Below are 22,782 nucleotides of genomic sequence, written 5' to 3'. Positions count from 1 at the left end.
GGCCACACAGCCCGGGCAATCCTCGCCTCTACAAGGGTCTCCAACCGCGCGAAACTAATCGGAGATTCGACACAAAGTAATCGGAGCGGCCGTCACCGGACCGGTCCTGACCACGAAACTCGTCCCACTCACAGACCGACGAGAGTCGCGATCCACTTCGGATCGCGACTCTCGTCGTTTTGCGGCTACGGGGTAGCGGCTGCCGGTTAGCGGCTAGGCGCGACTCTCAGATCTTCGCGCTCCCGATTGGCCGGGAGCGCGAAGATTTTCAGGTCGCGCGAAGCGGGTTCGTCCGCCCTACTGCGTCAGAGTGCCTGGCGCGGAAGCGGATCGATCGGATGCGGTGCTCGCTGTTCCTCACGCTGATAGCGCACGTACGCCGAGCCGGTCGGATTCGCCGTCGGATCACCGGGGTTGAGCCACCGGAAGTGCACCAGGATCTGGCCCGGAACCACCCACGGCTCGACCGCGGTGAACGCGGTGGGCTTCTTGGTGATGGTGCCGGCTTCCTTGAAGTGGTCGAACAGGATGATCTGCGTCGGCGAGCTCCCCGTGGCGCCTGCGGAGTACACCTGCACCCAGTTCAGGGTGCAGTCGATGGAACCTCCGTGGCCGGTCTGCACCCAGTTGATCTCCGGGCGGTTCGGGAATGGTTTCGGCAGACGCTCGATCGCGGATGCCACCCGATCCTTGGGGACCGCCGGGCACTCGGATGAGCCGTTCGGTGCGGCCGTTGCCGGGCCTGCCGTCGTGGCGGCGCCGATACCTCCGGCCGCCAGAGCTACTGCGAGTGCGGTTGCGGCGATGCGGTGTTTCTGCATGGTGTTCCCTTCCGTCGTGCTCGTCGTCTCGTGTCGTAACAGGTCGTTCGCGATGTCATCTCGTGTCGTTGTTCAGGTTTTCCATGCGGTGGTTAGTTCGACTCGCGAAAAGCCGCCGTTACCCGTCGATACCGATCCGTGATGTTCTCTCAGTGGCCTTTGACCTGCAGAAATACGAAGAATGTCGGGAATCGCCCAGCAATCCGTCACCCCCCCCGCCGCAGAGTCCCGCGCCGTCTTCAGGGGCGACGGCGGCGTCCGCACAATCCGCCGCCGCGACCCTAAACAGTGGTCACGATCGCCCACGCGAAGCCGGCGGGAGCGCGCCGGCGGGTAACGGTGGGATGCGTCGCCGCGATAGTCCAACCACACCGCGGTACCGGATCGAGACCGTTCGCCGGTCCGAGGTGGGGACGTCGCACCGTCCCAGGGGCAGGAGCTTGCGCCCCGACAACAGAACCGGCCGGCGCAGGGCGTCTCTCGCCCACTCGCGCTCATTCACCGATCGCAGTCGTTCACTCCATCGCGCCGGCGGGCAGCACCCCAGATCTCTGCACAGAGCGTCCGTGCCGACGGGCGCAGACGAGAGGAGAACTCTATGTCCATCACCACTGATTTCCGGCGCCGCAGCGCCACCGTCTGCGGAGCAGGCGCCCTGATCGTCGGCACCTCCCTGGGTGCGGTCGCCGCACCGGCCGCAGCCTCCGAGGTCACCGAGTACGGATTCGCCGGCGGACCCGAGTGCGACGCCGCGACCTCGGTCGCCAAGGTGATCGCGGAGACCGAGACCGAACGCTATGTGCTCTGCCAGCGGCGCGACAGCTGGCCGCCGGACGTGCACTTCATCGGCGAGAACAAATTCAAGCCGGTCCCGAACCGGGTGGACGACGTGGGGTTCGGCCCGGGCAACTACGTGGTCAACAGGTACGGCAACAAGATCCTGATCAGCGAACACCACTTCGAGGTGCACGGCCCGGACGGCGAGGTGATCTCCTCCGAGGTCCCCACCAGCCACAGGTTCGAACTCTAGCCGCCGCGATCGGGCGAGGACCGGCCGCCGGATCGGTGCTCACCCGTGCAGGATCTCCAGGATCCGCCGGGTGAGCGCGGCGCGGATGCGCCGGTCCACGCGCGGTCCGGTCGCCAGGTACAGCGGCGCCGACGGCAGTCCCGGCAGCCCGGTCACCGGCTCGAGCCCGTCCGGGCGCGGCCCGAGTCGCGGCAGCGGGGTGATGCCCTCACCGCGCCGCGCCGTCGAGACCACGGTGGCCAGGTTGGAGCACTCGCGGACGATCTCGAACGATTCGCCCGCGCGTGAGGCGAGGGCCTGATCGCGCACCGCACAGGGCCGCTCGAACAGGATCACCTTCTCGCGCGGCGCCTCGCGGGTGCCGAGCCACTCCAAGGGCACCGCCGCCACCCGGTCGCCGCCCGGCGGCGGCGTGGTCAGGGTGACGGCGATGTCGGCCCGCGCATCGTGCAGCAGCTCGCGGGCCCGCGCACTGCGGGTGAGCCGCAGCCGCACACCCACCCCGGGCAGCTCCTCGTTGAGCACCGAGACCAACGGCGGCACAAGGCTTTCCGCGGCATGCTCAGTCGCGGCGACGATCAGCTCGTCGTCGGCGGCCGACGACAGCGCGCGCACCGCCTCGTCGTGCTGCTCGATCAGTGCCCGCGCGTACACCGCCAGGGCCTCGCCGTCGCCGGTCATCGTGATACCCCGGCCCTGCCGCATCACCAGGGCGCAGCCCAGCTCGCGTTCGAGCCGGCGCAGATGCCCCGACACCGCCGGCTGCGACAGGTGCAGGGCCTGACCGGTCGTTCTACCAAGGAGAAATCATGACCTCACCGACCATCGTCCTGGTCCACGGCGCCTTCGCGGATGCCTCGAGCTGGAGCGAGGTGCTCCCGCCGCTGCAGGACGCCGGCTTCGACGTGCTCGGCGTGCCCAACCTGCTCCGCGGCGTCAATGAGGACGCCGACTATGTCGCTTCGATCGTCCGCGCCATCGACGGACCGGTTCTGCTGGTCGGCCACTCCTACGGCGGCGTCGTGATCACCCGGGCGGCGCAGGACCTGCCGAACGTGGCCGGTCTGGTCTACATCGCGGCCTATCAGCCCGACACCGGCGAGAACGCCTTCGGTTTGTCCGGTGACACCGAGCTCGGCGACGAGACCTCCAACGTGCTGGTGCACGCGGGTGAGCCGGAGCTGCGGGTCAACGCCGACAGCTTCGCCGAGGTCATCGCCGGCGACGTCGCACCAGAGCGGGTCCGCCTGGCCGCCGCCACCCAGCGCCCGGCCGCTCTGCGGGCCCTGACCGGCGACCTCGAAGGCGAGCCGGCGTGGCGCTCCCTGCCGTCGTGGACGCTGATCGCCACGCAGGACAACGCCATCCCGGAGAAGGAGCAGGAGTTCATGGCCACCCGGGCCGGCTCCCGGATCACCCGCGTCGAGGCCTCGCACGCGGTCTCGCTCTCGAAGCCCGGAGCGGTGGTGCAGATCATCACCGAGGCCGCCCGAGTCCTGTCCTGAACAGCCCTGTCCTGAGCAGCCCTGTCCTGGGCACCGAAACCTCCGGCCGGCGGCCACCCCAGACACGGCCGCCGCCCGGAGGATCTCCCGCGCGGTTGCGGATCAGCGCCGTCCAGGACGCCCGATCTGCATGCCGACGATCGCGGCCAGATTGTCACCGACGAGATTCGCGAACGCCGGCCAGGCCTTCTCATTCAGCGCCACCGTCCCGGCGTTGAACGTGCTGCAGCCCTGCTTGGCCGGCCGGCCGTTGAACCGGTCGTTGAGCCAGACCATCGACGACGGGAAGCTCAGCGCCGCCAGGGTGACGTGCTCGCTGAAGTGGTCGCGGACGTACTCGACCTGCGCCCCCGGCCGTGCGCAGTACTGACGCACCAGAGTGTCCACCTGACCGACCGGCACGATCTCGTCCATCACCGCCTGAGTGATCAGGATCGGGAAGTCGGGTGTGGTGCGGCCCATCCGGAGCTTGTCGAGCACCTTGCGCGCGGTGGGATGCTGCATCGGATCGCCGGGGGTGTTGAACAGCCCCTTGATGTTGACGAACGGGGCGATCACCGACTGGTAGGTCAAACACAGCGGGTTCTTGGCCGCCACGAGCGCCTTCCCGAGCGGATTGAGCTTCTTGTCCATGAACTTCTCGAGCTCGGGGTACTCGCGGGCGACACCGATCATGCCGCCCATGATCAGACCGGAGGTGAAATTGTTGTTGGCGGTGTCGAAAAGCTTGGAGATGTCCGCCGGGACCCCGCCCATGGCGGCGCCGACCACATTCAGCTCCGGTGCGTAGGTCTTGTGCAGCTCGGCCGCCCAGCCGGTGGCGATGGCGCCGCCGGAGTAGCCGGTCATGGTGATCTTGGCGTCCGGGGCCACCTTCAGCGGCCGGAAGTTCTCCGCGGCGCGGATGCCGTCGAGGGTGATGCGGCCGTGCAGCGGGCCGGCCGCGTACGCCGAATCCGGGCCCTGATGATCGGGGATCACCAGCGTCCAGCCGGAGGCCAGTGCACTGTTGATCAGCAGACCCTCGGCGCTGGCGTCGGCGTTGCCGGAGATACTGCTGGGAATCGATCCCATCAGCAGCTGGTACGACGGCGAGCAGTACAGGGCGGTGCCGTCTTCGGCGATCTGATACGACAGCACCCGCTTGGACGGCTTGTTGCCGCGGGGTTTCACCACGGTGGTCACCGCCGGAATCGCCTCGCCGCGGGTATTGGTCGACCGGTAGGAGAGCTGCCAGGCGTCGACGTTGAGCGGCAGCACCGAGTAGGTGGCCAGGTTGACCCGGCGCGCGGAGATCAGCTCGCCCGGCTTGAGGTCCTTGTACTTGCTCGCCTTCGGAAGGTAGAAGTCGCGGTCGAATTCGGGGATGGCGGGGGGCACGGGGAACGGCAGGGCGGGCGCCACCTTGGGCTGCGGGCCCGGCGTCCGCTCGGTGGCCGACGGCTCCGCGTGTGCGGTCGCAGCCAGCACCGAAGCCAGCAGCGTGCACACGGTCAGCGCGACGGCGACGAACCGCGCTCGCGTGCGGCCGGTGTGTGTATCCATGTAAACCCCTCGACTGTATGTGAAACGCAAATGTTCCACTGGCCAGAAGAATCTAGCAGGATGTGTCCGGTGACACAATCCGGCATCGGCAGTGGGGTGTGACGCCGGGCGCCGATTCGGCGGCGACGCCCACAACACAGCGACCCGGGCAGCGCCGTCCTGCGACGGCACTGCCCGGGTCGGGTGCGGCGGGCCCAGGGAGATCGGCCCGCACGATCACTTGTCGCCGGTGAGCTTGTCCTTCACCTTCGACGCGGCATCCTTGACGTCTTCGACGCCCTTCTTCACGGCGGCACCGGCCTGCTCGGCCTTGCCCTCGTTCTTCAGGTCCTCGTCGCCGGTCACGGCGCCGCCGGCCTCCTTGGCCTTGCCCTTGAGGTCGTCGGCCTTGTTGCGGAACTTGTCGTCCATCGACATGATCTCGTCCTTTCCATCGGTTGTTTTCTGTTGCGCCCGAGACGATTCCGTCAGTGCAGCGGGTTCAGATGTATGAACGTCTGCACGTGAACGTCGGAACCGTCGAAGGCGGTCTTGAGGTCGGTCACGGCCGGCGCCAGCACGTCGACGAGCTCGTCGTACGAGCGCTCGGGATGCGCCTGCACCGTGATCCGGACGATCTTGCTGCCGCGGTCGTCGATCGCCTGCACCTGCACGTCATCGAGAACCGTCTGCGTGGCGAGCTGCTCGCGCACGGCCTGTGCGACCAGTTTCAGCGGCACCGTCAAGGTCCCCTGCTCATCGCTGCCGTCCAGGACCAGCTCATCGGCTTTCTGCGGCGCGATCGTGGTCCGGATCAGCCGCCAGCCCCAGTAGAGCGCCAGCAGGATCAGCGCGACCAGCACCGCGGTGAACCACGAGGCGCCGATCCCGTCGGCGACGGCGGCGGTGTCGAGGCGCTCGATCCAGGTGGCCACCGGGTCCACCGACAGCCGGTACAGGATCACCGCGGCGGCCAGTACCAGGCAGATCAGGGCGAACAGCCCGATCGACAGGCGGTGCAGTGCGGCTGCTCCCCGGTTCATGCGCGGGCCTCCTTCCGGCTGTCCCGGATGCGGACCTTCACCGCGGTGCCCGGCGCGACCGGCGCCGCCGCCTGCGCCGCGCACTGGGCGACGTCGCTCCTGCGCACGGTACCCGCGGCGGTGACCTGCACGGTGATCTTCCGGCGGCCCACCACGGTCACGGCGTCGCGCACGCCGGGCAGATCGGAGACGGCCGCACTGATCCGGCGCGCCAGATCGACGGGACGCGTCCACGCCACCGGATAGTCGGCGAGCCGGCGATGGGTCGGCCGGCGCGGCTTGAGGGCCAGCCACAGCGCGGCCAGCCCGACCACCGCGCACGCGGCCGGGATCACCCACATCCAGTCGGCCCAGGTCTGCGAACTCAGCTGCTCCGCGGCGCGATGGGTCCAGGTGTTCCCGGACACGGCGCCGGCGCGGACCAGCAGGTCGCGGATCAGCACGCCGGCCGCAGCGAGCAGGACCAGTCCGAGCAGCGCCCCCGCGACCGCCGCGCCGGGGAACGCGGTGGGCCGGGCGACGGTCGAGTCGCCGATGTCCTCGCGGAGCGCGGCGGAGCCCTCGCTGGAGTCAGTCGTCGTCATCGCTCGTCCCCTCGTCGGTGCCGGTCGCCGCGGGCTCTGCGGGGCCGGGTGCGGGCAGTTCGACGAAGCCCTGGCGGCGCCGCGCGACGGCGGCGCCGGGCAGCACGGCGGCCACCGCGACGTTCACCCGGGCCGGGCGGTCGCCGGCGAGGCGTTCGAGTTCGTCGGCGACGTGGCTGCGGACCTGTCGGCAGACGGCCGAGACGGGGCACGGCCAGCGCACGGCGAGGTCCACATCGACCACGATCGGCCGGCCTCCGGCGGTCTGCACGCGGGCCTTCGGATAGTTAGCGCCGGTCGCCGAATCCAGTCCCACCAGGCCGGCGAGCCGGTCGGTGACCGAACCGCCGTCGCGGACCACGCCGTCGACGTCCAGCGCCGCGCGCAACGCGATCTTCTCGAAGACGGTATCGGCGATCGACAGCCGTCCGGGCAGGTCGGCGGCCGGTGCCGGGGCGTCGTCGGTCATCGCCGGCGTCGCCACGGGTTCAGCCCCGGCCCCGGCTGCGGACCACAGCCCGCAGGTCGATGGTGCCGTCGGCCTGCAGCCCGGCCAGCAGTCCCACGGCGCCGAGGACCACGGCCAGGACCAGGCCGCCGAAGCCGCCGGTGGTGGTGGCGACGGCCAGCAGCAGGCCGGCGATCAGACCGATCACGGCGTATCTGTTCATCGTGCTCCTCCTGAGGAATCGCCGACCGCAGCCGGCGGGGTGACCACGTCCTCGACCGTCACCGAGCACACCCGCCCGGCCGCCTCGGAGGCGGCGGCGGCCGCCTGGGCCGCGACGTCGCGGAGCTCGTAGCGCAGATCGACCACGATGTGCACGGCGCAGGACTCGTCGGAGAGCTGCACGCCCACCACCCGTTCGCCGGGAAGGTAGGTCGCGACCTCGCCGAAGACGCCGCCGTCGAGGTCGACGACGCCCGGCACCGCCAGCACCGCCGCAGCGACGGCGTGCGCCGTCGATCGCTCATCGGCGATCATCACTGGACTCGCGGCTCGCTGTCGTCCCGCGCGGCATCCTCGCCGTCGACGTGGACGTCGTGCACCGTCACATTCACCTCGGTGACCTCCAGCCCCGTCATCTGCTCGATCGCGTTGATGACATTGCGGCGGATGGCACCGGCCAGCTGGTGGATCGCGACGCCGTATTCGGCGACGATCGCCACGTCGACGGCGGCCTGCCGCTCGCCCACCTCGACGTCGATGCCCTGGGTGACGCTGGTGCCGGTGCCCGGCAGGACGTCGCGCACCTTGCCCACCGCGCGCTGGGTGGTACCGCCGAGGTCGTAGACGCCGTCGATCTCGCGGGCGGCGATGCCGGCGATCTTGGCGACCACCACGTCGGCGATCGAGGTGATGCCGTAGTCGCCGTTGAGCGAGGTGACGGACTTCCGGGAGAGCTCGACGTCGGTGCCGGGCGAACGCTTCTCCGGCGCAGTGCCCGCGTCCTGCTCCGCGGCGGCCTCGTCACGCGTGGTCTTCTGCTCGCTCATGGGTGACCCCTTCTTTCGGGTGTCCCGGGATCGGGACCGTGTATAGAGTCAGTCGCAGCAGACCGGAAAGTTGCACGCGCCATCGTGAATGATCTGAATCACAGCCCAGACCGCGACGGTCTGGCCCTGCCGGACTTCTCCGACGACGAGCTGGCCGCCGCCGCGGCCGCCGGTGACCCGGACGCCTTCGACGAACTGGTCGGCCGGTCGGCGCCGGTCGTGCTGCGCTACATCCGCCGGCTCGTCGACGACGGTCAGGCCGCCGAGGATCTGGCGCAGGAGACCATGCTGGCCCTCTGGCGGGGACTGCCCGACTTCGGCTTCCGCTCGTCCGTGCGCACCTGGCTGTTCGGGGTGGCGCACCGCAAGGTGGCCGACTACTACCGCCGCCGGCGGGAGGTGCCGACCGTCGACGAGCGTTTCGCGGATCTGGCCTCGGTGCAGCCGTTGCCCAGCGACGAGGCCGAACGGTCCGAACTGGTCGACGCCCTTCGCAGCGAGCTGCGCCGTCTGCCGCCGCCGTCGCGTGCGGTGTGGTGGCTGCGTGAGGTGGAGGGCTTATCGCTCGCGGAGATCGGTCAGGTGACCGGGCTGACCAACGGCTCGGTACGCGGGCACCTGCAGCGCAGCCGCAGCTATCTGGCCACCCGGCTGGCACCGTGGAAACCGGGGGCCCCGTCCGGCACGCCGCCGGGCGACGGGGCGGCAGCCGGCGCCGATCGGGACGGACGGCTGAAACGACGGGAAGCGCGACTACCGGAAGGAGGTGACAGATGAATACCGGAACACCGGGAGCCGACGGATCCACCGACGCCTGGCTCGTCGAGGCCAGCCGCCAGCTCGACGTACCGACCGGCGACGTGGCCCGGCTGATCGACGCCATCTCCACCAAGCTGCCGGCGATGCGGCGACCGGGCCGCCCCCTGGCCAGCGACGATCCGGCCGTCGCCGTCAACGACCGGGTACTGAAGAAGCTGCTGGCCACCCGGGTGCGCAGCACAGTGGGACGGCTGGTGGTGAACGTCGCCCTCGACGGATCCGGCGCCGACCTGTCCGGGGTGACGATCGGTCTGATCGCCCGCTACCGCGACGACCTGCGCACCGAGGCCGACCGGGTCCGCGAGGTGGTGGGCACGGTGCTGGTGGACGTCCTCGGCGAGACCGTCACCGCCGCCGCCCGCGCCGACATCGGCGTGCACTGGCAGGACGTGTACACCCGGGAGTGGCTGACCTGACCGCGCCACCGCGCGAGGCCGGCCGGCCCGGTGGTCAACGGGCGGACCGGGCGGGCCACCAGATGCGGTCGCCGAGAACGGACATCATCGCCGGCACCAGCACGGTGCGCACGATCGCGATGTCGAGCAGCAGTCCCACGCCGATGGTGAACCCGATCTGCACCAGATTGAGCACCGTGCCGCTCATCAGCGCGAACATGGTGATCGCGAAGACCAGACCGGCCGTGGTGATCACCCCGCCGGTACTGCCGAAGCCGCGGATGATGCCCCGGACGGTGCCGCCGCGGGCGCTCTCCTCCCGGATCCGGGAGGCGAAGAGCATCGAGTAGTCGGCGCCGACGGCGATCACCGCCATGAACGCCACCGGCACCACCGACCAGTCCAGGTCGATGCCGATCAGGTGCTGCCACACCAGTCCGCTCACGCCCACCGCCGAGGCGAACGAGAGCAGCACGGTCAGTACCAGCAGCACCGGGGCGAGGATGCTGCGCAGCAGCACGATCAGGATCAGCAGCACCGCGAGTGCGGCCACCACCGAGAACACCAGGAAGTCCCGGCGCACCTGATCCTGCATATCCGCCGACAGTGCGGCGAGACCGGTGGTCGCGACCTCGGCGTTCTCGAGCACGGTGCCGTTCAGGACGCGCTCGACGGCCCCGGGGATCTCGCGGGTGGTGCTGATCGCCTGCTGGCTGTACGGGTTGATCGACCAGGTCACCATCATGCGCGCGGATTTGCCGTCCGGCGACATCAGCAGCCGCGAGCCCTGCACGAACCGGGGGTCGCGCAGACCCTCGTCGGGCAGGTAGAAGCCGGCGCCGGGTCCGGAGGTGGTCGCGGCGCTCATCGCCCGCAGATAATCGGCGGCCTCCTGCAGCCCCGACCGGAGCTCGCCGGTCATCGCCACCGTCTGATCGGTGCCGTCCTTGACCTGGTGCAGACCGTCGGACACGGTCTCCATTCCGGTCTGCAGCTCGTGGGTGCCGCTCACCAGCCGCTGCAGCTGGGCGCGCATCTCGCCGCTGCCGGTCCCGCCGGTCTGGGCGACCAGTCCGCCGAGGGCGGTCAGGAGCTCGTCGAGCTGGGGGAGCAGGGTCTGCAGCCGGCCCACCCCGTCGCGGATGCCGGTCTGCAGGGCGGCCCAGTCGGCGCGGGCGGCACTGACCTGGCCGCCGCTGGCGCGGTCGTAGGCCGCGAGCGCATCGCGCAGGGCGCGGCAGGCCGGTTGGGACCGGCAGCCGGCCGGTGCCCGCTGGGCCAACAGCGGTGCGAGCGCGGCGTCGAGCCGGCCGCTCGTCTGCGCCAGCCCGCTCTGGTCGACCACCTGGTCGGTGATGTCGGCGACGGTCTGCACGGTGCCGCGCAGCCGGGTCAGGGTGTCGGCGGCCGAGGCGCCGCCGGCCGTCCGCGCGGCGGCGTCGGCGAGATCGAGCACGGTGAGCATCGACTGGGCGAGGCCGGCGACCTTCTCGGTGCCGGCGACCAGCTCGGGCAGGTGCGTCACGGCGTCGTCGACGCCGTCGGAGAGCTGCGCCACTCCGGCGGCCATCCGTTTCAGCTCGGGGGTGGCCTCGGTGATGCGGTCCTCGCCCTCGGCCAGGCGGGAGCCGACGATTCCGGTCTGGTAGCCGGTCGACGCCTCGGCCAGCGGCACCCCGTAGGGCCGGGTCACCGACCGGACGACCGCCGTCTCGGGGAAGTTCGCCACCGCCGTCGCGGCCAGCTCGAGGGCCGCCAGATCCGCGGTGTTGCGCATGTCGTGATCGCTGCGCAGCAGCACGAACTCCTGAGCGAGGACGTTGTTTCCGTAGTGCTTGTAGGCCAGGTCGTAGCCGCGGGTCGAATCGGTCGCCGACCGCGGCATGGCCGATTCATCCCAGTTCATCCGGAGGGTGGTGGTGATCAGCGCGGTGCCGATGAGGAAGATCAGCGCCGCGGCGGTGTAGATCCCGGCGTGCCGGATGATCCGGGCGCCGCGCCGTTGCCAGCGCGCCGTCGACGAGCGCCGCGGCTCGGCCCAGCCGCGCCGTCCCGCCAGACTGAGCAGCGCCGGAGGCAGGGTCACGGCCACGGCCAGCGCGAGCAGCACCGCCAGCGCGGTGGGCGGACCGGCCGTGGTGAACATGCCGATCTTGGTGAAGGCCATCGAACCGCAGGCCGCGGCGATGGTCAGCGCGGAGGCCACCAGGATCGGGCCGGTGCGGCCCGAGGCGCGGGCCACCGAATCTCCGAGGGCGCGGCCCTGACGGCGCGCCTCGTGATAGTTCCCGATGGTGAAGATCGCGTAGTCGGTGCCGGCCCCGAGGACCAGCGCGGTCATGATCGCGATGGTGAAGTTGGAGACCGAGAGGACTCCGGCGTCGCCGAGCAGGCCGATGATCGGGCGCACCACCGCCAGAGTGATACCGATGGTGATCAGCGGGATGAGGGCGGTCACCAGATTCCGGTAGGCGACCAGCAGCAGAACGGTGATCAGCAGGATCGAGACCCCGGTGATGATGAGCAGGGAGACGTCGATCTCGGCGAACAGATCGGCAAGGGTGGCGGTGGGGCCGCTGAAGTGGACCTGCAGACCGGCCGGCGGATCCAGCTCGGCGATGTGGTCGCGGACCGCCTCGGCGGCGTGGTGGGCCCGGGTCGAGCCGGTGGACCCCTCACCGGCCAGCAGCAGGTTGACCGCTTTGCCGTCCTCGCTGACCGCGATGTCGCGGGTCATCTCGTCGCTGTAGAGATCCACCAGGTAGGCGACGTTCTCGTGGTCGGCGGTGAGCCGCTCGACGAGCCGCTGATAGTAGGCGGCGTCGGCGGCGTCGAAGCCGTTCTCGTCGGCCAGGATGATGCTGCTCACGCCGTTGGACGGGGGTACCCCGAAGTCGGCGGCCATCTTCTCGAGCGCGCGGTTGGCCGGCAGGTCCTGGGGCAGGAAATCGGCCGAGTGACTGCTGACGACCTGCTCGAGTTGCGGGACGGCGACGTTCAGTCCGCCGGCGACGGCGATCCACACCACCACCACCCACCAGGCGTGCCGGTGAATCCAGCCGCCGGCCCGGGTGAGCAGCGCGCTCTGTGTCTGTGCGGCCATCGGCCCTCGATTCCGGAGTGGTGTGCACGGGCGTCTCTCCGTCGGTGACAGCGGGGCCGGCCATCGAAGAGCGGGTATGCACTATGGCATACTATGTACCAACAGACGTTGGCATGGTCGATGGGCCGGTGTCAATGCAAGCCCACCCGACCCGGGCCGGACCGGCGTGCCGCAGCGGCGCCCGGTGTGAGTCCGGGAGGGCAGTGACCCCAAGAGAGCAACGACCCCCACAAGAGCAATCACCGGAGGAGACCGATGAGCGGAATGACGATGACCCCACGCCTGCTGCGCACCGGGATGAACCTGTGGCCGCCGCTCATCGGGGCCGGCATCCGGGTGCGGGAGATCGCCGACGACTGGTCGTCGGCCACGGTCGCCCTGCGGCACAACCGGTTCACCCGGAACGTGGTGGGCACGACTTTCGGCGGGTCGCTGTCGGCCATGACCGACCCGTTCTACATGCTCCTGCTGCACCACACGCTGGGGCCGGAGTATCTGGTCTGGGATCAGGCCGCCGAGATCCGGTTCGTCAGCCCGGGCCGCAGCGATCTGTCGGTGCGGATGGAACTGCCGGCGGACGTGGTGGAGGCCATCCGGGCCGACACCGCGGACGGTTCCAAGAGTCTGACCTGGTTCGCTACGACGATCACCGACGCGGACGGGAAGGCCGTCGCCGAGGTCCGGCGCCAGGTGTACGTGCGGCGCAAACAGCCGGTCGGCGCCGGCGCATGACGCGGGCCGGTCAGGCCGCGGCGACCGCCGCGTCGAGGCTCTGCCGGAGTTCGAGGTTCACGTCGTCGAGCGGCGCGGTGGAACCGGCGGCCCGGCTCAGCACGATCGCGCCCTCCGTCGCCGCCATGATCACCGTGGCCAGGGTCCGGGCGCGGGCTTCGGCGACGCCGGAGCCGGTGAGCGATTCGGCGATCAGCCGATGCCACTGATCGAAGGTTCCGGCGACGAGCTCATGCAGGCCCGGCACCGAACCGTCGTCGATGGTGGCGCCGACGATGGGGCAGCCGAGGGTGAAGTCGCTCGTCTCCAGACGGTTCTTCCAGAAGGCGACGAGGTAGTCCAGGCATTCCTGCGGCGTCGCCTGCTCGGCCACCGCGGTCAGCATGCTGATCATCGCCTCCGAGGCCAGCGCGACGGCACCGGTGACCATTTCCGCCCGGCCGTCGGGGAAGTGGTGGTACACCGAGCCGCGCGGAGCGCCGCTCTCGCGGAGCACGCGGTCGATCGTCACCCCGCCGGATCCGGTGGTGCTCAGCAGGTCGGCGGCGCTGGCGAGCATCCGCTCGCGGGTCCGGACCTTCTTCGGTTCGCTCATGCCGGCCCTCCTCGTCCCGACGTTCCGGCCGTGCCGCGGTTGCCGCACGGTGCCGGAACCGAGAATACCGGCGTGCCGGCAGTGATATGCACTCCAGCATAGAAGCTGTGGTCGAAGCCACGGAGGTGACCGCCGGGTCCGCTCTGGCGGCGGTGACCGCCGCCGCGCCGACCCTTCACGACGACGCGAACGGATTGTTCTCGAACCACAGGTTCTCTTCGATCAGCCGTGCCGAACGCCAGCCGTCGCCGGTGCGCACCAGGGTGTGGTTGTAATACCCGCCGCAGAACGAGGTGCCCTCGACCCCGGGGATCTGCAGCGGGTTGTAGAACATGGCCCGCACGGTGGCGCCGTCGCCGTCGATCGCCGCGTCGATGTTGAGCACGTAGTGCATGGTCATCGGCAGCAGCGTGAGACTCGCGGCGAGCCAGGCGACGGTCTCGTCGAGGTTGCCGGCCTGTCCGTGCGGTGCCGAGGTGTAGTCGATCCACGCATCCGGGGTGAACACGGTCCGGTAGAGATCCCAGTCGCGCGCGTCGACGGCCGTGGCGTACCGGGTCAGCAGCCGGGCGATCTCGGCCTCGTCGAGAAGCTGCTGCAGGGCGTTCTGGTCGGTGCTCATAGTGCTCGATTCCGCGGGATGTGCCCGGCCTGGTCCGGATCCGGTTCCTCGCCGGTCATTGTTCCGCACCGTCGCGCCGCCCCGGTGCCCTTTCGCGCAGGTGCCCCTTCCCGCAGGCGGCCGGGCCGGGTACGGCGGTCTACCGGGCGCCCAGCCCGGTGGCGGTCAGCCAGTCGCCGAGGGTGCGGGCGGCGGCGTCGACGGCCGCCGGCCAGTCCATGGCGCCCTCGTCGGCGTAATCGCTGACCACCTTCGCCAGCCGCAGGGCCACGCCGAATTCGGCGCACACCCGGGCGATCGCGGCGCCCTCCATGTCCACCAGATCCGCGGTCTGCGCGAGCCGGTCGCGGTGGGCCTCGTCGGCGACGAAGGTGTCGCCGGAGGCCAGCACCGTCGCATCGCCGCCGGGCAGCTCCCAGCGGTCGACCAGCGGATAGCCCATCGCGGTCAGCGCCGCGGAGCTGATGTCGTGCTCGAGGACCGCCGACGGCAGGTACAGGCCGGCGTGGTGGCCGTGCAGGGCCCCGGCCGTCCCGATATTCACCACTCTGCTCACCGGCGGTCCGGCCGTCAGCTCACGGGTGAGAGTCATTGCCGCCGTGGCCTTTCCGATTCCGCAGATCAGCAGGCGGGCATCGGCGGGCACGTACCGCGCCTCCGACGCGGTGGCGGAGACGATCAGGACCTCGGGGTCGTCGGGCATGAGGTCAGGGTAGCGGCGACGAGGTCCGCGGCGCCCCGTGCGCCGGCCGGGTGTCCGGAGCGCGGTCGCGCCCCCAGACGCTGCGGGCGTGGCTCAGCAGGTCGTCGAACGGGGCCGTCGAGCGCAGGCACCGAGAGGTGACGATCGCTCCCTGCACACCGCTCACCAGCAGGCCGGCGGTCCTGACAGCGTCGTCCGGCGCGAACCCGTCGGAGATGAGGGCGTCGGTGAGTCGGAGGATGAAGCCCTGCAGCACGTCGGCGGCGGCCCAGGCCGCATCGGGGTAGTCGGTGCCGGCCTGGGCGGCGGCGGCCAGAGGGCAGCCGAGCCGGAAGTCGCTCTCGATCAGCGTTTCGGACCAGCCGGTGATCCACACGGCGAGCGCCTCGACGGGGGAGTGGTCCTCGAGTGCGGCGTCCAGCTCGCCCTGAATGTGCCGGCCGGCCGCGCGCACCGCGGCTTCGAGCAACTGCGCCTTGCCGTCCGGGAAGTGCTGGTACATCGACCGGCGGGCCACGCCGCTGGTCTCGAGAAGCTCACTCATCCCGAAGCCGTCGGCGCCGCGGCCGCGCAGGAGCTCGATCGCCGAGATCACCAGCCGGTCACGCACGGGGGGCCTCTGTGCCATGCCGCACAGTATACCGAAGTAGACCAATCGTTCTGTATGGTTCGGTGCATGACCCACGTTCTCGACGAAGCGATCGCCGGCAGCTACGACGACGCCGGCCTCTATCAGGCCCAGACCCATGAGGCCTACGCCAACATGGTCGGACCGTTCGGCGGCAGCACCGCCGCCACGGTGCTCCACGCGCTCACAGCGCATCCCGAGCAGACCGGCGAGCCGCTCGCGCTCACCCTGAACTTCGCCGCGCCGATCGCCTACGGCGCCTGGCAGATCCGGCCGCAGCTGATCCGCACCAACCGGACCAACCAGCACTGGACGTTCACCGTGGAGCAGGACGGCGCGGTCGTCGGCAGCGGCAGCGCCGTGTTCGGCATCACCCGCGACACCTGGTCCGACGTCGAGGCGACGCCGCCGACGGTGCCGCCGGCCGCCGAGGTGGAGCTGACGCCCTTCCCCGAGTTCATCGGCTGGGCGCGCAGCTATGAGAAGCGCATCATCACCGGTACCTGGGACTCGCCGAGCGAGGACTCGACCACCACCATGTGGATCCGCGACGCCCCCGCGCGCCCGCTCGACTTCCCGGCCCTGGCCGGACTCAGCGATACCTTTGCGCCGCGGGTGTTCGTCCGGCATGCGAACTACATGCCCACCGGCACCATCACGATGACCACCTACTTCCACGCGACGTCTGCCGAGCTCGCCGCGCACGGCGACGACTACGTGCTGGCCACCGCGCGTGGGGCGCGCTTCGGGAACGGGCACTTCGACCAGTACGGGCAGCTCTGGGGCGGGCCGGACCATGCGCTGCTGCTGGCCACCACCCACCAGCTCTGCTACTTCAAGGACCCCGCGCCGGCGCAGTGAGTACGCGGCGGCCCGCCGTCCGGCGCGGCCGCCCGCCGGACCGGTTCAGAGCCGGGTGATCCGCACGGACACGTCCAGTTGCGACTGGCCGCTGCCGGTGTAGATGCCCTTGATCGGCGGCAGATCGGCGTAGTCGCGGCCGGTGCCCACGGAGATGTGGTGATCGTCGATCAGCTTGTCGTTGGTCGGGTCGATGCCCCACCAGCCGCCGGTCCACACCTCCACCCAGGCGTGCGACTCGCCGTGCACCGTCTCACCGGTCCCGGCGCCGTGCCGCGGATGCAGATAGCCCGAGACGTACCGGGCCGGAATCCCCAGGCTGCGCACCATCGCCAGGGTGATGTGCGCGTAGTCCTGGCAGACGCCGGACCGATGCCGCCAGGCATCGGCGGCCGTCGAATGCACCTCGGTGGTCCCCGGCTGGTAGGTCATCTCGTCGTGCACCCGCGACACCAGCGCCTCCACCGCGCCGGCCGGGGAGAGCCCCTGCGCGGCCCGCTGCGCGAAGTCGGTCAGGTCCGGTGCGAACGGGCTGTATCCGGTGGCGCCGAGCATCTCGTCGAACTCGTCGATCACCGACTCGGTCCGCAGCTGAGCCCAGTCCGCGGCCAGCGCCTCGCCATTGCGGTTCTCGTCCTCGGTCTCGACGACGGCGGTCCCGGTCACCTCCAGCCGCTCGTGCGGCGAATGCAGGTCGAAGGTGGTCACCACGGTGCCCCAGTAGTCGTTGTAGCGGTACTGCCGGGCCGCGGGGCTGGTGTCGAGATGGTCGACGACCACCGTCTGCCGGCCGTCGCTGCGCGGGGTGATGCGCGCCTCGTTGTACGAGCTGGTCACCGGCGACGAATAGCTGAAGCCGGTGGTGTGCACGATGCGCATCCGCGCGCTCATCGGGTCTCCCCCCTGTCGGCGAGATCGGAGACCAGGCCGGTGTCCGTCCACGACACGTACGGTTCGATGTGGAAGTGCTCCTCGGCGATCGACTCGCTCACCCGGCGCACCGTCTCCTGCAGGTCCAGCAACTGCGCATGCAGATCGTCGAGCAGACGTGCCGGATCGACGAACTCGAGGGAACTGCGGGCCCGGCCGAGCAGGGTCAGCGCCGTCGACTTGGTGCCCACCCGGTCGGGCCGGCGGTCGAGTTCGGCCAGATTCTGTTCGGCCACCCGCAGTGAGTGGAACACCGAACGCGGGAAGAGCCGGTCGAGCATCAGGAACTCCACCACGTTCTCGGTGGCCACCGCACCGCGGTAGGTCCGCACGTAGGTGTCCTGTGCGCCGGCCGCGATCAGCAGACTCATCCACGACGGCGAGCCCGACCGGTCGCCGGAGTTCGACAGCAGCATCCGCGCCACCATGTCCACCCGCTCGATGGACCGTCCCACCAGCAGATAGCTGTGCCCGTCGTCGTGACTCAAGGTGGCGTCGGTGAGCCCGGCGAACATCGCCATCCGCTCCTTGATGTAGCTGAGGAAGGCGTGCGGACCCAGCCGCCGCGCCACCCGCTCGGCCTCGCCGAGTCCCATGAAGGTGGCGTTGAGGCATTCCCACATCTCGCTCGAGATCACCTCGCGGGCCCCGCGCGCGTTCTCCCGCGCCGCCCGCAGCAGGCCGGCGATCGACTCGTCGACGGCGGCGTCGTAGGCCACCTGCTCGGTGAGCGTCCACACCGTCTGCGACTGCGCGTCGGGGGCGAAGCCGAGCACCGTCATCACATGCCGCACCATCCGGTCGGTGTCGACGGTGGCATCCTCGAGCAGCTGCTGCACCGCCACGTCGAGGATGCGGGCGATGTCGTCGGCGCGTTCGGCGTATCGCCCGATCCAGTACAGCGAATCGGCGTTCCGGGCCAGCATCATCGTGGGCCTCCCTGCCCGGCAGTCCGGCCCTGCTGCTGTTGCTGCTGCTGGTCGGCCGCCGGGCGCATCGGCGGACCCGGCTCGGGCATCGGTCCGGGCGGGATGTCGGCGTCCACGAGGTGCTCGTCGTCGTTGATCTCCGGCTCCTCCTCGGTGGTCCGGGTGGCCAGAACCCAGGTGTCCTTGGATCCGCCGCCCTGCGAGGAGTTCACCACCAGCGACCCCTCGGTGAGCGCCACCCGGGTCAGGCCGCCGGGCAGCACCCAGATCGATTCGCCGTCGTTCACCGCGAACGGCCGCAGATCCACGTGTCGCGGCTGCAGCCGGTCGCCGATCAGCGTCGGATTGGTCGACAGCGCGATCATCGGCTGAGCGATCCAGCCGCGCGGATTGGCCCGGATGCGTCCGGCCAGCTCGTCGAGTTCGGCGCGGGTCGCGGTGGGACCGAAGACGATGCCGTAGCCGCCGCTGCCCTCCACCGGTTTGACCACCAGCTCGTCGATGCGGGCGAGCACCTCGGCGCATTCGTCGGGCAGCCAGCAGCGCAGAGTCTGCACGTTCTGCAGCAGCGGCTCCTCGCCGAGGTAGTAGCGGATCAGCTCGGGCACGTACGTGTAGACGAGTTTGTCGTCGGCCACGCCGTTGCCGATCGCACTGGAGATCACCACGTTTCCGGCCCGGGCGGCGTTGACCAGACCGGCCACCCCGAGCATCGAGTCGGGCCGGAAGTGCAGCGGATCGAGGAAGGCGTCGTCGATGCGGCGGTAGATCACGTCCACCCGGGTCTGCCCGTCGGTGGTGCGCATGTAGACCACGTTGTCGCGGCAGAACAGGTCGCGGCCCTCCACCAGCTCGATACCCATCTGCCGGGCCAGCAGCGAATGCTCGAAGTACGCCGAATTGGCCACCCCGGGGGTCAGCAGCACCACCGTCGGATCGGTCACGTTGGTCGGCGCCGACGCCTGCAGCGCCCGCAGCAGATGCCGCGGATAGTCGCGTACCGCGCGGACCCGGTGCGCGGCGAACAGGTCCGGGAACACCCGCGCCATGCTGCGGCGGTTCTCGATCACATAGGAGACGCCCGACGGCGAACGCACATTGTCTTCGAGCACCCGCAGATCGCCGTGCTCGTCGCGGATCAGGTCGATGCCGGCCACATGGATACGCACCCCGTTGGGCGGCCGGATGCCGGCCGCCTGACGGTGGAAGTGCTCGCACGAGTTGATCAGCCGGCGCGGCACCACACCGTCGGCCAGCACGGCCTGCTCGCCGTAGACGTCGTCGAGGAACAGCTCCAGCGCCCGCACCCGCTGCCGGATGCCGGCCTCGAGTCGCGACCACTCCGCGGCGCCGATCACCCGAGGCACCGGATCGAGGGGGAAGGGCCGTTCGGTGCCCGACAGCGAGAAGGTGACGCCCTGGTCCAGATAGGCCCGGCCGAGGGCGTCGAGGCGTGCCCGCAGGTCGCTCGGCTCCAGCGCGTCGAGGGCGGTGGCGATCCCGCGGTACGGCGGCCGGACGGTGCCGTCGGGCCGGAACATCTCGTCCACGGCACTCTGCTGGGCCCCGGCGTCGTAGCTGGTGAGGGCTGCGGCGCCGGCACCTGTCGGTGGGGCGGTCGGGTTCATGGACTCATCGTTCCCCGCGGATGTTTCAGGCGGCCGACTCTGTATTGCGCACGGGTTACCAAACCGCCCGGTGAGATTGCCGAAACATTCCGCCCGGCGTGTTCGTCCGCCCAACGTCCGGAACCGGCTCCGGTGCCCCCGGCCCGGGCGGGTAAGTTCAGCGGTGACGATCCTCACCGCAGGCAGGAGCTTTCCCACCCATGTCAGGATTCACCCGGTCAGGATTCACCCGGTCAGGATTCACCCGGCTGACCGCCGTGCTGCGCGACCGGGCGACGCGCCGGGCCCTGGCCGGCGGGCTCGCCCTGACCGCGACGCTCGCACTGGCCGGCTGCGGCACCGTCGACGGCGAGGCGGTCAAGGCCGACGGTGCGGTTCCGGCCTCGAGCGACCCGTCCGGTTCCGCGTCGACGCCGGCCACCCGCACGGCCGACGTGCAGGAGCTGGTCCTGGACCGGTCCGAGTTCCCGGCGGGCTACGCCGCCCTCGAGGTGCCGCCGTCGCAGGTGCAGGAGGTCCTCGACACGGTCCTCGCCTCCACCCGATCGGCCACCGTGGTGCCCAGCTCCTGTCTACAGGTGAGCCTGATCCCGGACTCGATCGACACCTCGCAGGTGGGTATGGCGACGGCCAGCAAGGGCACCTCGGTGCTCGGCACCGCCGTCGTCGAGGGCGGCGCGTCGATCGCCGATCAGCGCAAGGCCGTCACCGGAAAGTGCGCGAACCTGACGATGACCATGGACGTCTCGGGCCAGCAGGTGAAGAGCAGGGTGGCCCAGAAGGTGCTCACCGCGCCGAAGACCAAGACCGCCGACACCCTGGTCGTCGAGCAGACGCAGCGGATGAACGTCGGCGGCCAGGACGTCACCTCCAGCACCCGCCTCGGCTACGCCCAGGTGAACGGCTACACAGTCAGCGTCGCCGGGACTTCGCCCACTGGCGGGCCGATCGACGACGAGGCCTTCGACGCGCTCTTCGTGGCGGCGGTGAACAAGCTGGTCGAGCGGACCTGACTCCGTCTAGCACGTGCCCGCGGCCCGGACACCGGCCAGGTGTCCGGGCCGCGGGCCTCGGTGCCCTGCGGTCAGGCCGACGGCACCGCGGGACTCTCCTCGGTCTCGACGGACGACGGCTCCTCGGTGGTCGTGGTGGTCGTGGTGGTCGGCTCCTCCACGGTTTCCTCGGTGGTCTCGGTGGTCTCGGTGGTCGTCGTGGTGGTCGGCTCCTCGGTGGTGGACTCCGGGGTGAGCGTCTGCCAGGTGGCGCTGAGCACCTCGACGGGGCTCGTCGCACCGATCGGGGTCAGTGTCCACACCCGATCGGCGTCGCCGGCCACCGCGGCGTCCACGGCGTCCTTGCGCAGATCGCCGGCGTTGAAGACCAGCGGGCAGTCGCTGTTCACCGGGGTCACCGTCGCACCGTCGAAGGTGCTCGGGAGACGGCAGGTGACGGTGCGCGTCCCGTCCCGGTAGGTCAGCTCGCCGATCGCATCGGAGCCGGCGGTGAGTGAGGCGAAGACCGTGCTCTGCCGCGGTTGGGACGAGCCGGACCGATCGGCCGCTGATGCGTCTGCCGCAGAGGAATCGGCGGCAGAGGAATCGGCGGCACCCGGCGCGCCGTCGGCCGCCGACTGCTCGCCGGCGGTCTCTTCACGCAGCGGATCGCCGCCGTTCTCGGCCGCCGCCGCCTCGACGTTCTCGGCGGCCCGGGTCTCGCCCGCACCGGCCAGCCCCTGGGCCAGGGCGTCCTGCTGGTCGTCGAAGGTCGGGGCCCCCGAGCGTGCGGCGAGGAACTCCGGCGACTGGAAGTCCTCCATACCGGCCGGGGCCGGTCCCAGGTCGTTGAGTTCGCCGTCGAGCACCACCGGCACGATCGCCCGGGTGACCAGGTCGATCACGTCCAGGACCGGGTTCGCCGCCGCGGTCTGCCGCGGCTGCGGTGCCTGCGAGATCACGGTGCTGTTGCTGACGTAGGTGTTGTTGTAGGTGACGCGGTAGGTGTTGTTCACCGTGTAGCCGGGCCAGCGGGTGCCGGTCACCCGGTAGCCGCCGATCGGCGCATCGGCCGGCGGCCGCAAGGGATTGCCGCACGCGCACACCGCCCGCGGCACGCCGTCGGCGTCGACGAAGACGGCGGTTCCGGACTCGAGGACCGCCTGGAACGGCCGGGCCACACCGCCGGTGTACGAGTAGTTGGTCACCCAGGTGTCGGCGGTGAGCACCACCGGGGTCAGCGAGTTCAGATACCAGGGGATGTCCTGGGTGCGGATGCCCTGCACCGCGGCCCAGGCCGAGGCCGCCCCGGGATTGGCGGCCAGCTGGTTGCCCAGCGCCGCGGTGTCGCAGACGGCGCCCCCGTAGGTGCCGTACAGCCCCGGTGCGGTGCCGTTGACCAGGCGCACCCCGTTTCCGCTCGCGGTATCCACACGCGGCTGCACCGGCCGGGTCTTGTTGGTCAGGTGCACCGGGGCGGTGAACGGGTCCGGGCCTGGATCGTTCGCCGAGCGCAGGGTCAGCGCCGGAATCACGGCCTTGCCGGTCCTCTCGAAGTAGACCTGGTTGGCCACCAGAGCGACGACGACCACCAGAACGGCCACCACCGCCGACAAGATGATGGTCAAGCGTCGTCGGCTGCGTTTGCCCGCCTGTGCCAGTGCGACGGTGGTGGGGTCGTACGGGTACTGCCCGGGTCCCGGATAGGTCATGATCTCCTCCTCGACACCTCACGCAGGCGTCTCCTGCGAGTGAGGGTGGATACTGCGACATTCGTTGAGGAAGTGGTGCCCGTAACACGTATCGGAGAGATTCGATCCGTCGGTCGACGTCTGATCGGA

Annotated in this window: 26 protein-coding genes; 7 read left to right on the top strand and 19 right to left on the bottom strand. The window is 70.3% G+C overall.

Translation table 11 applies throughout. The features are described 5' to 3' along the window. Positions 1-305: 305 nt before the first annotated feature. The gene (locus tag ACJMNC_RS06790) at positions 306-683 is read right to left on the bottom strand and encodes an LppP/LprE family lipoprotein (RefSeq protein ID WP_408947187.1); all 378 of its coding nucleotides are present in this window, start codon (positions 681-683) and stop codon (positions 306-308) included. 736 nt (positions 684-1,419) lie between these two features. On the opposite strand from ACJMNC_RS06790, the gene ACJMNC_RS06785 reads away from it, so the two are divergent. Next, positions 1,420-1,851 (top strand): hypothetical protein, encoded by a 432-nt coding sequence (locus ACJMNC_RS06785; protein ID WP_408947186.1) that lies wholly within the window; start codon positions 1,420-1,422, stop codon positions 1,849-1,851. A gap of 39 nt (positions 1,852-1,890) precedes the next feature. Here ACJMNC_RS06785 and ACJMNC_RS06780 read toward each other — a convergent pair whose 3' ends face one another. After that, positions 1,891-2,628 carry a LysR family transcriptional regulator gene (locus ACJMNC_RS06780; protein WP_408947208.1) on the bottom strand — a complete coding sequence of 246 codons (738 nt, stop codon included), beginning with the start codon at positions 2,626-2,628 and terminating at the stop codon, positions 1,891-1,893. Between the two features lie 32 nt (positions 2,629-2,660). Here ACJMNC_RS06780 and ACJMNC_RS06775 point away from each other — a divergent pair, with 32 nt between their 5' ends. After that, on the top strand, positions 2,661-3,356 hold the full coding sequence (locus tag ACJMNC_RS06775; RefSeq protein WP_408947185.1) for an alpha/beta fold hydrolase: 696 nt from the start codon (positions 2,661-2,663) through the stop codon (positions 3,354-3,356). A gap of 102 nt (positions 3,357-3,458) precedes the next feature. On the opposite strand, the gene ACJMNC_RS06770 is transcribed toward ACJMNC_RS06775, so the two are convergent. The 8 genes from ACJMNC_RS06770 to ACJMNC_RS06735 form a co-directional block, all read right to left on the bottom strand. Then, positions 3,459-4,901 (bottom strand): lipase family protein, encoded by a 1,443-nt coding sequence (locus tag ACJMNC_RS06770; RefSeq protein ID WP_408947184.1) that lies wholly within the window; start codon positions 4,899-4,901, stop codon positions 3,459-3,461. Positions 4,902-5,117: 216 nt separating this feature from the next. Then, positions 5,118-5,318 carry a CsbD family protein gene (locus tag ACJMNC_RS06765; RefSeq protein WP_408947183.1) on the bottom strand — a complete coding sequence of 67 codons (201 nt, stop codon included), beginning with the start codon at positions 5,316-5,318 and terminating at the stop codon, positions 5,118-5,120. Between the two features lie 50 nt (positions 5,319-5,368). Next, positions 5,369-5,923 carry a hypothetical protein gene (locus tag ACJMNC_RS06760; RefSeq protein ID WP_408947182.1) on the bottom strand — a complete coding sequence of 185 codons (555 nt, stop codon included), beginning with the start codon at positions 5,921-5,923 and terminating at the stop codon, positions 5,369-5,371. Beyond that, a complete protein-coding gene (locus tag ACJMNC_RS06755) occupies positions 5,920-6,507 on the bottom strand; it encodes a hypothetical protein (RefSeq protein WP_408947181.1) in 588 nt (195 codons plus the stop codon). Before ACJMNC_RS06755 ends, ACJMNC_RS06760 begins: the two co-directional genes overlap by 4 nt. Further along, positions 6,494-6,976: an Asp23/Gls24 family envelope stress response protein gene (locus ACJMNC_RS06750; protein ID WP_408947180.1), complete on the bottom strand. Its 483-nt coding sequence runs from the start codon at positions 6,974-6,976 to the stop codon at positions 6,494-6,496. Before ACJMNC_RS06750 ends, ACJMNC_RS06755 begins: the two co-directional genes overlap by 14 nt. Before the next feature lie 19 nt (positions 6,977-6,995). Further along, entirely contained in the window at positions 6,996-7,178 is a 183-nt protein-coding gene (locus ACJMNC_RS06745; RefSeq protein ID WP_408947179.1) for a DUF2273 domain-containing protein, read from the bottom strand. Next, positions 7,175-7,492 carry an Asp23/Gls24 family envelope stress response protein gene (locus tag ACJMNC_RS06740; RefSeq protein ID WP_408947178.1) on the bottom strand — a complete coding sequence of 106 codons (318 nt, stop codon included), beginning with the start codon at positions 7,490-7,492 and terminating at the stop codon, positions 7,175-7,177. Before ACJMNC_RS06740 ends, ACJMNC_RS06745 begins: the two co-directional genes overlap by 4 nt. Continuing rightward, the gene (locus ACJMNC_RS06735) at positions 7,492-8,004 is read right to left on the bottom strand and encodes an Asp23/Gls24 family envelope stress response protein (RefSeq protein WP_408947177.1); all 513 of its coding nucleotides are present in this window, start codon (positions 8,002-8,004) and stop codon (positions 7,492-7,494) included. Before ACJMNC_RS06735 ends, ACJMNC_RS06740 begins: the two co-directional genes overlap by 1 nt. An 84-nt stretch (positions 8,005-8,088) precedes the next feature. Here ACJMNC_RS06735 and ACJMNC_RS06730 point away from each other — a divergent pair, with 84 nt between their 5' ends. After that, positions 8,089-8,781, top strand: coding sequence for an RNA polymerase sigma factor (locus ACJMNC_RS06730; protein ID WP_408947176.1), 693 nt, complete (start codon positions 8,089-8,091; stop codon positions 8,779-8,781). Continuing rightward, the gene (locus tag ACJMNC_RS06725) at positions 8,778-9,239 is read left to right on the top strand and encodes a hypothetical protein (protein WP_408947175.1); all 462 of its coding nucleotides are present in this window, start codon (positions 8,778-8,780) and stop codon (positions 9,237-9,239) included. Before ACJMNC_RS06730 ends, ACJMNC_RS06725 begins: the two co-directional genes overlap by 4 nt. Before the next feature lie 34 nt (positions 9,240-9,273). Here the strand turns inward: ACJMNC_RS06725 and ACJMNC_RS06720 are convergent, their stop codons facing one another. Next, entirely contained in the window at positions 9,274-12,321 is a 3,048-nt protein-coding gene (locus ACJMNC_RS06720) for an MMPL family transporter (RefSeq protein WP_408947174.1), read from the bottom strand. 255 nt (positions 12,322-12,576) lie between these two features. On the opposite strand from ACJMNC_RS06720, the gene ACJMNC_RS06715 reads away from it, so the two are divergent. Next, a complete protein-coding gene (locus ACJMNC_RS06715; RefSeq protein WP_408947173.1) occupies positions 12,577-13,053 on the top strand; it encodes a DUF4442 domain-containing protein in 477 nt (158 codons plus the stop codon). A 10-nt stretch (positions 13,054-13,063) separates the two neighbouring features. Here ACJMNC_RS06715 and ACJMNC_RS06710 read toward each other — a convergent pair whose 3' ends face one another. The 4 genes from ACJMNC_RS06710 to ACJMNC_RS06695 all read right to left on the bottom strand — a co-directional run bounded on the left by ACJMNC_RS06710 (position 13,064) and on the right by ACJMNC_RS06695 (position 15,601). Further along, the gene (locus ACJMNC_RS06710; protein ID WP_408947172.1) at positions 13,064-13,648 is read right to left on the bottom strand and encodes a TetR/AcrR family transcriptional regulator; all 585 of its coding nucleotides are present in this window, start codon (positions 13,646-13,648) and stop codon (positions 13,064-13,066) included. A gap of 175 nt (positions 13,649-13,823) precedes the next feature. Continuing rightward, on the bottom strand, positions 13,824-14,270 hold the full coding sequence (locus ACJMNC_RS06705) for a nuclear transport factor 2 family protein (protein WP_408947171.1): 447 nt from the start codon (positions 14,268-14,270) through the stop codon (positions 13,824-13,826). Between the two features lie 139 nt (positions 14,271-14,409). Then, positions 14,410-14,973, bottom strand: a complete 564-nt coding sequence (locus tag ACJMNC_RS06700) for a nucleosidase (protein ID WP_408947170.1) — start codon at positions 14,971-14,973, stop codon at positions 14,410-14,412. 4 nt (positions 14,974-14,977) lie between these two features. Continuing rightward, entirely contained in the window at positions 14,978-15,601 is a 624-nt protein-coding gene (locus ACJMNC_RS06695) for a TetR/AcrR family transcriptional regulator (RefSeq protein ID WP_408947169.1), read from the bottom strand. Between the two features lie 48 nt (positions 15,602-15,649). Between ACJMNC_RS06695 and ACJMNC_RS06690 the strand changes: the two genes are divergently transcribed. Further along, positions 15,650-16,462, top strand: a complete 813-nt coding sequence (locus ACJMNC_RS06690; protein ID WP_408947168.1) for an acyl-CoA thioesterase — start codon at positions 15,650-15,652, stop codon at positions 16,460-16,462. A gap of 45 nt (positions 16,463-16,507) precedes the next feature. Here the strand turns inward: ACJMNC_RS06690 and ACJMNC_RS06685 are convergent, their stop codons facing one another. The 3 genes from ACJMNC_RS06685 to ACJMNC_RS06675 are packed head-to-tail and all read right to left on the bottom strand — an operon-like array spanning position 16,508 to position 19,949. Continuing rightward, complete coding sequence (locus ACJMNC_RS06685; protein ID WP_408947167.1) at positions 16,508-17,353, bottom strand: transglutaminase domain-containing protein; 846 nt, start codon at positions 17,351-17,353, stop codon at positions 16,508-16,510. Further along, entirely contained in the window at positions 17,350-18,321 is a 972-nt protein-coding gene (locus tag ACJMNC_RS06680) for an alpha-E domain-containing protein (protein ID WP_408947166.1), read from the bottom strand. The genes ACJMNC_RS06685 and ACJMNC_RS06680 overlap by 4 nt, the downstream gene beginning before the upstream one ends. Beyond that, positions 18,318-19,949, bottom strand: coding sequence for a circularly permuted type 2 ATP-grasp protein (locus tag ACJMNC_RS06675; protein ID WP_408947165.1), 1,632 nt, complete (start codon positions 19,947-19,949; stop codon positions 18,318-18,320). Before ACJMNC_RS06675 ends, ACJMNC_RS06680 begins: the two co-directional genes overlap by 4 nt. A gap of 200 nt (positions 19,950-20,149) precedes the next feature. Here ACJMNC_RS06675 and ACJMNC_RS06670 point away from each other — a divergent pair, with 200 nt between their 5' ends. After that, complete coding sequence (locus ACJMNC_RS06670) at positions 20,150-20,962, top strand: hypothetical protein (protein ID WP_408947164.1); 813 nt, start codon at positions 20,150-20,152, stop codon at positions 20,960-20,962. 71 nt (positions 20,963-21,033) lie between these two features. On the opposite strand, the gene ACJMNC_RS06665 is transcribed toward ACJMNC_RS06670, so the two are convergent. Further along, a complete protein-coding gene (locus ACJMNC_RS06665; RefSeq protein ID WP_408947163.1) occupies positions 21,034-22,653 on the bottom strand; it encodes a DUF6777 domain-containing protein in 1,620 nt (539 codons plus the stop codon). Positions 22,654-22,782: the final 129 nt, after the last annotated feature.

This window comes from Gordonia sp. VNK21 (assembly GCF_046098115.1).
Classification (GTDB): domain Bacteria; phylum Actinomycetota; class Actinomycetes; order Mycobacteriales; family Mycobacteriaceae; genus Gordonia.
Note: the sequence above shows the minus strand (reverse complement) of the source record. Positions and strands in the feature narration are given on the sequence as shown.